General features: G+C 73.0%; 9 protein-coding genes. 3 read left to right on the plus strand and 6 right to left on the minus strand.

Annotated features, from left to right (window positions below):
• Nucleotides 1-607 (minus strand): response regulator (locus GCU69_RS18850; protein ID WP_235978562.1); only part of this gene is annotated, 607 nt, incomplete at its 3' end.
• Between the two features lie 38 nt (nt 608-645).
• The gene (locus GCU69_RS18855) at nt 646-2058 is read right to left on the minus strand and encodes a sensor histidine kinase (RefSeq protein WP_098751288.1); all 1413 of its coding nucleotides are present in this window, start codon (nt 2056-2058) and stop codon (nt 646-648) included.
• A gap of 275 nt (nt 2059-2333) precedes the next feature.
• On the opposite strand from GCU69_RS18855, the gene GCU69_RS18860 reads away from it, so the two are divergent.
• A complete protein-coding gene (locus GCU69_RS18860) occupies nt 2334-3878 on the plus strand; it encodes an aldehyde dehydrogenase (NADP(+)) (RefSeq protein ID WP_098751287.1) in 1545 nt (514 codons plus the stop codon).
• 194 nt (nt 3879-4072) lie between these two features.
• Nucleotides 4073-5143 (plus strand): aminotransferase class V-fold PLP-dependent enzyme, encoded by a 1071-nt coding sequence (locus tag GCU69_RS18865; RefSeq protein ID WP_156206691.1) that lies wholly within the window; start codon nt 4073-4075, stop codon nt 5141-5143.
• A gap of 340 nt (nt 5144-5483) precedes the next feature.
• Here the strand turns inward: GCU69_RS18865 and thpD are convergent, their stop codons facing one another.
• The 4 genes from thpD to ectA form a co-directional block, all read right to left on the minus strand.
• Entirely contained in the window at nt 5484-6383 is a 900-nt protein-coding gene (gene thpD / locus GCU69_RS18870; protein WP_098751285.1) for an ectoine hydroxylase, read from the minus strand.
• A gap of 68 nt (nt 6384-6451) precedes the next feature.
• The gene (locus GCU69_RS18875; RefSeq protein ID WP_098751284.1) at nt 6452-6856 is read right to left on the minus strand and encodes an ectoine synthase; all 405 of its coding nucleotides are present in this window, start codon (nt 6854-6856) and stop codon (nt 6452-6454) included.
• A gap of 51 nt (nt 6857-6907) precedes the next feature.
• A complete protein-coding gene (gene ectB / locus GCU69_RS18880; RefSeq protein ID WP_098751283.1) occupies nt 6908-8176 on the minus strand; it encodes a diaminobutyrate--2-oxoglutarate transaminase in 1269 nt (422 codons plus the stop codon).
• 65 nt (nt 8177-8241) lie between these two features.
• Nucleotides 8242-8805, minus strand: a complete 564-nt coding sequence (gene ectA / locus GCU69_RS18885; protein ID WP_176604604.1) for a diaminobutyrate acetyltransferase — start codon at nt 8803-8805, stop codon at nt 8242-8244.
• A 393-nt stretch (nt 8806-9198) separates the two neighbouring features.
• Here ectA and GCU69_RS18890 point away from each other — a divergent pair, with 393 nt between their 5' ends.
• Nucleotides 9199-10290, plus strand: coding sequence for an amidohydrolase family protein (locus GCU69_RS18890; RefSeq protein WP_098751282.1), 1092 nt, complete (start codon nt 9199-9201; stop codon nt 10288-10290).
• Nucleotides 10291-10588: the final 298 nt, after the last annotated feature.

Here is a 10588-nt window from a genome sequence, read left to right on the forward strand (position 1 = left end):
AACCGCTCTCGAACGCGGCGATGACCGCCTGCGTCCGGTCGCGGACCTCCAGCTTGGCCAGCACGCCCGCGACATGGCTCTTGGTCGTCGCGGGCCCGACCCGCAGCCGCCCGGAGATCTCGGCGTTCGACAGCCCGGCCGCCATCAGCCGCAGCACCTCCGCCTCCCGCTCCGTCAGCCGCTCCGTCCACGGGGCGGCGGGCACGGGCCGCGCGCGGGCCGCCGCGTGCTCGGCGGCCAGGGCCCGCACCGCGGCCGGGAACAGCAGGGAGTCCCCGCGGGCCACCAGCCGTACCGCGCCGACCAGTTCGTCCGCGGTCACCCGCTTCAGCAGGAAGCCGCTCGCCCCGGCGCGCAGCGCGTCGTAGACGTAACTGTCGTTCTCGAAGGTGGTCACCACGACGATCCGGGGCGGGTCGGGCATCACCCGCAACAGGGTCTCCGTGGCGCGGATGCCGTCGACCTCCGGCATCCGCACATCCATGAGCACCACGTCGGGACGCAGTTCGCGGACCAGCGCGACGGCCTCCGCGCCGGTCACCGCCTCGCCGGCCACGGTGAGATCCGGCTCGGACTCCAGGATCGCGCGCAGCGCGGTGCGCACCATGCGCTCGTCGTCCGCGAGCACGATCCGCAGCGGCGCGTTCACCGCCCGCCCCCGTGCGCCCGGACACCGGCGCGCCGCAGCGGCAGCCGTACGGACAGCCGCCACACGCCGTCCCGCGCGCCCGCCTCGGAGCGGCCGTGCAGCAGGGCGGCGCGCTCGGTGATCCCGCGCAGCCCGCGGCCGCCGCCCGCCCGGCCCGTCCCGCCGGAGGGAAGGGGGTTCTCCATGCAGATCTCCAACTCGTCCTCGTCCACCGCGATCCGCAGCAGCACCGGCACCTGGCCCGCGTGCCGCAGCGCGTTGCTCAGCCCTTCCTGCACGATCCGGTACGCCTCCCGGGACACCACCTCCGGGATCCCGCCGGGATCACCGGACGGCTCGTACCGGAGGGGTACACCGGCGGCGCGGGTGCGGGCCAGCAGCCCGTCCAGCTCCCGCAGCGTACGGCCCGGACCGCGCACGGCTCCCGCACCGTCCCGCCCGGTACCGCCCTCCTCGTCCCCGCTTTCCCCGTCCCCGCCGGTGCCGCCTCTGTCCCCGCCGGTCCCGCCTCCGTCCCCTTCGCCGTCCCCGGGGGTCCCGTCCTTGCGCAACAGGCCCAGCACCGCGTCCAGTTCGCCGACGGTCTCCCGGGTCGTCTCCTCGATGGCTGCCAACGCCTCCCGCACGAACGCCGGATCGCGGTCCAGCACCCGCCGCGCCGCGCTCGCCTGGAGGGCCACGGCGCTCAGCGCGTGCCCGACCGAGTCGTGCAGCTCGCGCGCCAGCCGGTTGCGCGCCGCGAGTCCGGCGGCCCGCCGCTCGGCGGCGGCCAGCCGGTCCTCGGGCGTCGGCCCGAGCAGCGCGGGCAGCAGCCGGGCCTGCAGGGCACCGGCGGCCGCGACGACCGCCGCGAGGGCCAGCAGCATCCCGGCTCCGGCCAGGGGAGCCGTCAGCGGGCCGAAGGCACCCAGGCCCAGGCGCTCCTCGCGCAGCTCCGGCACGAGGGGGAAGGCGAGCAGCAGCGCGGCCATCGGCGGCACCGCCAGCGTCATCCCGCTCACCACCCCGCCGAGCCCCAGATGCAGCGTGCAGAACGCCGCGGTACGCCGCCGGGCCGCCCACGACTCGGACGCGCCCCCGTCGAGCGCCGACCCGGGCACCCCGCACAGCGCCCGGGCGGCCGCCGTCTCCAGCACCCGGGCGAGCGGGAACAGGCCCGAGACGGCGACGAGCGGGAGCGCCGCGGCGAAGGCCAGCAGCTGGTGGCCGAGGGAGGTGAGGACGTTGTCCTCGCCGCTGAAGGGCGCCACGACCACGCCGGCCAGCAGGAAGTACGGCATCAGCAGCGCCCCGCCCAGCACCAGGTGCACCCAGCGCAGCCGTGCGCGCCGCCCGAACAGCAGCCGGGCCCAGGCCCGTACCCGGCGCGTCACGGCGTACCGGCCCCCGGAGCCGCTGGTCGGTGTCATGCCCTCACTCTTCCGCCGGGCGCCGGGGACGCGCGTCCTCCCGCGAGACGATCTCTCTCCGTCTTCCGGGGGAGCCGCCGGGCCCCGCCGGGATGCCGCGCCGCGCCGCCGGGGATCCGCTCCCGCCGTCTCACGGCCCGGCAACGGCCTTGACCCCTTCCCGGCAGCGGAAATAGGCTCCAGTTATTCACCATGAGGGACAGCGTTCAGAATACCGAACACGGCAGAACGAAGTCCCGGCACGGTCCGCGCACGGCAAGCAGGAGGAACCCGCGGTGGCAGCACCAGTCTGGAGTGTCGACCCCCGAACCGGGAAGCAGCGGGAGGAGGTTGCCACCGAGGCCACCCCGGCCGAGGTGGACCGGACGGTCCGCGCCGCACACGCCGCGCGGGCCTCCCTCGCCGACCGAGGCGTCCGCGCCGCCTTCCTGCGCACCGCCGCGGACCTGCTGGACGAGGCCGGCGAGCACGTCATCGAGGCCGCCGACGCCGAGACGGCGCTCGGCCCCGGCCGGCTGACCGGCGAGCTGGCCCGGACGACGTACCAGCTGCGGGAGTTCGCCGACATCGTCGACGAGGGCTCCTTCCTGGACATCCTGATCGACCACGCGGACCCGGACCTCAAGCCGATCCCGCGCCCCGACCTGCGCCGCTACAAGCTGCCGCTCGGTGTCGTCGCCGTGTACTCCGCGAGCAACTTCCCGCTCGCCTTCTCCGTGCCCGGCGGCGACACGGCCAGCGCGCTCGCCGCCGGCTGCCCCGTCGTCGTCAAGGCGCACCCCGACCACCCGGCGACCTCCGAGCTCTGCGCCTCCGTGCTGCGCCGTGCCGCCGCCCGGTCGGGGCTGCCGGAGGACGTCGTCTCCCTGGTGCACGGCTTCGAGGCGGGTGTCGAGCTGGTCAAGCACCCGCTGGTCGCCGCCGCCGGGTTCACCGGCTCCGTCCGCGGCGGCCGCGCGCTCTACGACGCCGCCGCCGCCCGGCCGACGCCCATCCCCTTCCACGGCGAGCTGGGCAGCCTCAACCCCGTCGTCGTCACCGAGGCCGCGGCCGAGGAACGCGGCGAACAGATCGGCAGCGGGCTGGCCGGGGCCGTCACCCTCGGCGTCGGGCAGTTCTGCGTCAAGCCCGGCCTGGTGCTCGCCCCGGCCGGCCCGGCCGGCGACCGGGTGCTGAAGTCGCTGACGGAGGCCGTCAGCGACAGCACCGAGGGCGTGCTGCTCGACCACCGGATGCGCGACAACTTCGTCGCGGGTGTACGGGAGCGGACCGCGCTGCCCGGCGTGGAGAGCCCGGTCACCCCCGGGGAGAGCGGCGAGCACGCCGTGAGCGCGGGCTTCCTGACCGTCCCCGCCGCCAGCCTCGCCGACGGCGACACCCACGAGCTGCTGCTGGAGGAGTGCTTCGGGCCGGTCACGGTCGTCGCCCGCTACGAGAGCCAGGACGAGATCTCCGCCGTCCTCGGCCGCATCCCCGGCAACCTCACCGCCACCGTGCACATCTCCGAGGGCGAGGCGAACGGCGCGGAGGGCTCGGCCGACGAGCTGCTGGCCGAGGTGACCCCGCTCGCCGGCCGGGTGCTGGTCAACGGCTGGCCCACCGGCGTCGCCGTCGCCCCGGCGCAGCACCACGGCGGGCCCTACCCGGCCACCACCTCGACGTCGACCTCCGTCGGCGGCACCGCGATCGAGCGCTGGCTGCGCCCGGTGGCGTACCAGAACACCCCGCAGGCACTGCTGCCGCCGGAGCTGCGCGACGACAACCCGCTGGGGCTGCCGCGCCGGGTCGACGGACGGCGGGAGCCGGGGAGCGCCGCCTGACGCCCCGCCGGCGCCGGTGAACCGCACACGCGCCCCCGGCCGGACCGAGCGTCCGGCCGGGGGCGCGCCGGTGTCTCTCCGCCCGCAGACGGGCGGGAAGGCGCAGGCCAGGGCATTTCCATAAGCCGTCCTTTGAGGTGGCATCAGAACAAACGCCGTGGACGGGGAGACGACGGCCCCGGATAGTGGGCGCCATGGAGACAAGCCTTGGAGGAGCGCACTTCGCGCCGACCACGACCTACCTCAACACCGCCACCGCCGGGCTGCTGCCCGGCCGTACCGCAGCCGCGCTCCGCGACGCGCTGGACGACGCCGTGTCCGGCCGCCCCACCCCCGGCGCGGGTTTCCCCTCGGTCGCCGAGGCCCGCGCGTCCTTCGCCCGGCTCGCCGGAGTGGCACCGGAGCGGGTGTCCGTCGCCGCCGCCGTCGCCACCCATGTCGGGCTGATCGCCGCGAGCCTGCGGGCGGGCGCCGAGGTGCTGGTCGCCGACGGCGACTTCAGTTCCCTGGTCAACCCCTTCGCCGTACGCGGCGACCTGAAACTGCGCAGCGTGCCGCTGGAAGACCTGGCCGCGGCCGTCCGGCCCGGTACGGACCTGGTGGCCGTCAGCTCCGTACAGTCCGCCGACGGCAGGATCGCCGACCTGGCGGCCATCCGCGCCGCGGCCCGCGCCCACGGCGCCCGTACCCTCGTGGACGCCACCCAGTCCGCGGGCTGGCTGCCGCTGCGGGCCGCCGACTTCGACTTCACGGTCGCCGGTGCCTTCAAGTGGCTGCTCTGCCCCCGCGGGACCTCTTTCCTCGTGGTCCCCGAGGCCGACGGCTCCGGGGGCCTCCCCCTGCTGTTCGCCGGCTGGGCGGCCGGGGAGGACCCCTGGAGCAGCACCTACGGCCCGGTCGGGCAGCTCGCGCGGTCGGCCCGCCGGTACGACGAGAGCCCCGGCACCCTCGCGTATCTGGCCGCCCGGCACTCCCTGGCGCTGGTCGAGGAGATCGGGCCGGAGGCCATCGGGGCCCACGACGTGGCGCTCGCCGACCGCTTCCGGGCCGGGCTGGTGCGGGCGGGCCACGAGCCCGTGCCGTCACCGGGCTCCGCGATCGTGGCCGTGCCCGGTCTCGGCCACGCCGAGGAAACGCTGAGCCGGGCGGACGTGCAGGTCTCGGTGCGCGCCGGAAACCTGCGCGCGGCGTTCCACCTCTACAACACGGAGGCCGACGTGGACCGGCTGCTCGACGTGCTGTCGACGGTCCCGGCGCGCGGCTGACCGGTCCCGCACCGACGGCGCCCGGTGCCGGGAGCGTCCGGCGCCGGAGACCGGTGCCGCCGCCGGGGCCGGAGAGCCGGGGCCGCTGCCGGTGTGCCGGTGCCGCCGGAGAGTTGGTGCCGCCGGTGTGCCGGAACGCCGCGGACGGCGGCGGTGCCGATGCCGGTGCCGGGAAGCCGGCGAGGAGCGGCGGCTGGGGAGCGGCGCGACGGGGCCGGAAAAGCGGCGACGCGGNCCGGCCGCGAACCGCGTCACTCACCTGGCTGTGAGCCCGGCCCGGACCGGCGGCCCCGCTCGGGCGGCGGGGCCCTGGGCCCGGGCCCAGGTCATGCCCTGCGAGCTACTTCACCGGGGTGAAGTCCCGCGCCCCGAGGAACTCGGGACGGCGGATGGGCGCCGCGAACGGCTCCACCGCCTTGTTCTCCACGCTGTTGAACACGATGAAGACGTTGCTGCGCGGGAACGGCGTGATGTTGTCGCCGGACCCGTGCATGCAGTTGCAGTCGAACCACGTCGCCGAACCGGCCTGGCCGGTGAACAGCTTGATGCCGTGCTTGTCCGCGAACCCGGTCAGCGCCTCGTCCGAGGGGATGCCGGCGTCCTGCATCTGCAGCGACCTCTTGTAGTTGTCCTTCGGCGTGGCGCCCTCACAGCCGAGGAAGGTCTTGTGCGACCCCGGCATGATCATCAGGCCGCCGTTGGTGTCGAAGTTCTCGGTCAGAGCGATCGAGACGGACACCGTCCGCATGTTCGGCAGACCGTCCTCGGCGTGCCAGGTCTCGAAGTCCGAGTGCCAGTAGAACCCGGAGGCTCCGAAGCCGGGCTTGACGTTGACCCGGCTCTGGTGGACGTAGACGTCCGAACCGAGGATCTGCCGGGCGCGACCCACGACACGCGGGTCGCGCACCAGCGCGGCGAACACCTCGCTGATCCGGTGCACCTCGAAGACCGTCCGTACGGCCTGCGACTTGGGCTCGACGATGGAACGCTCGTCGGCCCGCATCTCCGGGTCGTTGATCAGCCGGTCCAATTCGGCGCGGTAGACCGCCACCTCGTCGGGGGTGATCAGCTGATCGACCGCCAGGAAGCCGTCGCGCTCGAAGTCGCTCAGCTCCGCCGGCTGCATCGGCCCCGGTTCCCCGGGATCCGACCAGACGACCGGGTCCAGGCGCGGAGTGGCCACCTCGGTGGCTCCGCGCGTCGGGTACAGATCGGCCGTTCGCTCGGGTGCGGTGGTCATGGTGCTGCACCTTCTCCTCTCGCGATGTACGTGTCCCTGCTTATTCCTGTCCCTCGTAGGGGGGTGGGTCAGCCCTCGTCGGGCTCGGTGAGCAGCGGGTACACACCGTTCTCGTCGTGGTCCTCGCGGCCGGTGACCGGCGGGTTGAAGACACACACGCAGCGGAAGTCCGTCTTGGGCCGCATCGTGTGCTTCTCGTGGCCGTCGAGGAGGTACATCGTGCCCGGCTCGATCCAGTGCTTCTCGCCGGTCTCCTCGTTGGTCAGCTCCGCCTCACCCTCGACGCAGAGGACCGCCTCGATGTGATTGGCGTACCACATCTTGGTCTCGGTCCCGGCGTAGAGGATGGTCTCGTGCAGAGAGAAGCCCACGCGCTCCTTGGCGAGCACGATGCGCTTGCTCTCCCACGTTCCCGAGGCCGACTTGATGTGCCGGTCGGTGCCCTCGATGTCCTTGAAGGATCGGACGATCACTGTGTGTTCCTGTGCCTTTCTTCTCTACGGTCGGCGATGCGGGGTGAGCGGTCAAGCCGTCTCGCGCACCGCGCGGGCGAGGATGCGGAGACCCTCGTCCAGTTCCTCCGGGCTGATGGTGAGCGGCGGCAGCAGCTTGACGACCTCGCTCTCCGGCCCGGAAGTCTCGATGAGCAGACCCAGCTCGAACGCGCGCTTGCACACGGCGGACGCGCGGGGCTTGTCGGTGAACTCCATGCCCCAGACCAGGCCGCGGCCGCGTACGTCGGCGCCGAGCTCCGGGTGCTCCTGGGCGATGGCGCGCAGCGACTGCTCCACCTGCTCGCCGCGGGCGATGGTCTGCTTCTCCATCTGGCCGTCGGCCCAGTAGGTGTCCAGCGCGGCGGCCGAGGTCACGAACGCGGGGTTGTTGCCGCGGAACGTGCCGTTGTGCTCGCCGGGCTCCCAGATGTCCAGCTCGGGCTTGAACAGCGTGAGCGACATGGGGAGTCCGTAGCCGCCGATGGACTTCGACAGGGTCACGATGTCCGGCGTGATGCCCGCCTCCTCGAAGGAGAAGAAAGCACCCGTTCGGCCGCAGCCCATCTGGATGTCGTCGACGATCAGCAGCATGTCCTGGCGCTCGCACAGCTCGGCCAGCGCGCGCAGCCACTCGGCGCGGGCGACGTTGATGCCGCCCTCGCCCTGGATCGTCTCGACGATCACGGCGGCGGGCTTGTTGAGGCCGGAGCCGTGGTCCTCGAGCAGGCTCTCGAACCACAGGAAGTCCTCGACCGTGCCGTCGAAGTAGTTGTCGAACGGCATCGGGGTGCCGTGCACCAGCGGGATGCCGGCTCCGGCGCGCTTCATGGAGTTGCCGGTGACGGCCAGCGCGCCCAGCGACATGCCGTGGAAGGCGTTGGTGAAGCTGACGATCGACTCGCGGCCCTTGACCTTGCGGGCCAGCTTCAGGGCGGCCTCGACGGCGTTGGTGCCCGTCGGGCCCGGGAACATGACCTTGTAGGGCAGGTCACGCGGGCGGAGGATCGTGTTCTGGAAGCTCTCCAGGAAGGCGCGCTTGGCGGTGGTGCCCATGTCCAGGCCGTGGGTGACACCGTCGCGCTCGATGTAGTCGATCAGCGCGCGTTTGAGCACCGGGTTGTTGTGCCCGTAGTTCAGGGCACCGGCACCGGCGAAGAAGTCGAGGTACCTGTGGCCGTCCTCGTCGTACATGTAGCTGCCCTGCGCGCGGTCGAAGACGGCGGGCCAACCGCGGCAGTAGCTGCGCACCTCCGACTCCAGGCTCTCGAAGACGCTCAGGGCGGGCGGGGTGATGGTCACAGCAGGCTCCTGGGGGTGTGTGCGGTGGTGAACGTGGTGGGGCGGAAGGGCTCGCGTGCGGTGCGTCAGCTCGGGCTCGCCGTGCGGGCGAGCGGTCCGATCCGGTACAGCACCTCGGGCTCGTGCCCCTCCTCGGGGAACAGGCCGGCGTCGAAGAGCACCTCACGGTCCACGGAGGCACCGTGCCGCTCGGCGTACGACGCGAAGAGGCGGTTCGACGGTGTGTTGTCCGGTGTGACGGTGGTCTCCACGCGGCGTACGCCCTTGTCGTGGGCGGTCCGGGAGGTCAGCCCGTCGAGGAGGGCGCCGGCCAGTCCGCGGCCGCGCTGGCTCTCGTCGACGGCGACCTGCCAGACGACCAGGGTCTCGGGGCGCTCCGGGCGGATGTAGCCGGTCACGAAGCCCACCGGCTCGCCGTCGGCACCGCGTGCCACCACGGAGGTGGCGGCGAAGTCACGGCACCAGAGGAGGTAGCTGTACGAGGAGTTGAGGTCGAGCACCTTGGAGTCGCGGGCGATGCGCCAGATCGCGGCTCCGTCCTCGACACGTGGCGCGTCGAGCTTCAGCCCTTCCGGTATTTCCAGGAATTCGCTATGGGCACTTGCACGGTCTGCTTGTGCGGCGGTCATGCGAATCAAATTTACCGAGGAGAATCTGAAATTGCATCGCGAGAACCGGTTACGCGAAGGGGGGGTCATGTGTTATCGGGCGTGGACGCGCGGGCGCACGGTGGACCCCGGGATTCTGCGGGTTTGTCCGGTATTTTTCGGGCAGATCGGACCGCTTGTGGATCGCGTCACATATCGATAACAACCCTGACGCGGGAGCGGAACCCGTGCTCGCGAGGCGCCGGAAACTGTGATGTTTGAGACCCGGAAAAGCGGGCAGAAGAATACGGGCAGCTGCGCATCTGAAGAATAGTGTATTCGTTCCGCAGAAGATAGCGCGAATTTCCCCGGCCGTCAGTTGATCGGCCGCCGTACGGGTGAAGATCCCCGCCACCGGCTCGTACAGTGCCTGCCATGAGCGAACGCGCGGTGCTGCACATCAAGGGAAGGGTCCTGGCCGGGCCCGATGACGTCCGGGACGAGCTGTGGGTCCGGGACGGTTCGATCACGTACGAGCGCCCCTCCGGCGCGCGGGACGTCAGGACCCTCACCGGCTGGGCCCTGCCCGGGCTGGTCGACGCGCACTGCCATGTCGGACTCGACGCCCACGGCCCGGTGGACGACTCCACCAGCGAGAAGCAGGCCCTGGCCGACCGCGACGCCGGAACGCTGCTGATCAGGGACGCCGGGTCACCGTCCGACACCCGCTGGATCGACGACCGCGAGGACCTGCCGCGCATCATCCGGGCCGGCCGGCACATCGCGCGCACCCGCCGCTACATCCGGAACTTCGCGCACGAGATCGAGCCGGAGGACCTGGTCGCGTACGTGGGCCGGGAGGCGCGGGCCGGTGACGGCTGGGTCAAGCTCGTCGGCGACTGGATAGACCGTTCCGTCGGGGATCTCTCCGCCTGCTGGCCGCGCGGCGCCGTCGAGGCCGCGATCGCCGAGGCCCACCGCCTCGGCGCCCGGGTCACCGCCCACTGCTTCGCCGAGGACTCGCTGCGCGACCTGGTCGAGGCGGGCATCGACTGCGTCGAGCACGCCACCGGGCTGACCGAGGACACCATTCCGCTCTTCGCCGAACGGGGAGTGGCCATCGTCCCCACCCTGGTCAACATCGCGACCTTCCCGAAGCTCGCCGAGGGCGGCCAGGAGAAGTACCCCCGCTGGTCGGACCACATGCGGCGGCTGCACGCGCGCCGCTACGACACGGTGCGCGCCGCCTACGACGCGGGCATCCCGGTGTTCGTCGGCACCGACGCGGGCGGCTCGCTCCCGCACGGACTGGTCGCGGCGGAGGTCGCCGAGCTGGTCAGGGCGGGGATCCCGGCCGTCGAGGCGCTGTCGGCCACGACCTGGGGCGCGCGTTCCTGGCTCGGCCGGCCCGGTCTGACCGAGGGCGCGCCCGCCGACCTGGTGCTCTACGAGGCGGATCCGCGCGCGGACGTCCGGGTGCTGGCGGGCCCGAAGGCCGTACTGCTGCGCGGGCAGGTCATCGGCTGAGGCGCCACGAGTGGCGGGCGGACGGGGCGGACGGGGCGGATGGCCGGACGGGGGCCGGGCGGGACGGGGCGGCCGTGGCGACCGGGAAGCCGTCGCGGCCGGTGCCGTGCGGGGTGGGCCGGGTGTGCCGGGCGAGGTGCGCGTAGCGGTGGCGTGAAGATGTCGTGGCGGTGCCGTCATGGCGGCGGCACCGGGTGCCATGGCCGTCGGGCCGCCCTCACGACCGCCCTCATGACCCTCAGGGTGGCCGCGAGGGTCCTCGGGGGCGCCGGGGCGGCCCGGAGGCCACCGCCGGGCC

The sequence above is a fragment of the Streptomyces lycii genome, assembly GCF_009735685.1.
GTDB lineage: Bacteria > Actinomycetota > Actinomycetes > Streptomycetales > Streptomycetaceae > Streptomyces > Streptomyces lycii.

Excerpts from the sequence above, each read along its gene's own strand:
- GCU69_RS18855 (WP_098751288.1), bottom strand. The coding sequence starts at position 2,058 with ATGACACCGACCAGCGGCTCCGGGGGCCGGTACGCCGTGACGCGCCGG.
- GCU69_RS18865 (WP_156206691.1), top strand. The coding sequence starts at position 4,073 with ATGGAGACAAGCCTTGGAGGAGCGCACTTCGCGCCGACCACGACCTAC.
- thpD (WP_098751285.1), bottom strand. The coding sequence starts at position 6,383 with ATGACCACCGCACCCGAGCGAACGGCCGATCTGTACCCGACGCGCGGA.
- ectA (WP_176604604.1), bottom strand. The coding sequence starts at position 8,805 with ATGACCGCCGCACAAGCAGACCGTGCAAGTGCCCATAGCGAATTCCTG.
- GCU69_RS18890 (WP_098751282.1), top strand. The coding sequence starts at position 9,199 with ATGAGCGAACGCGCGGTGCTGCACATCAAGGGAAGGGTCCTGGCCGGG.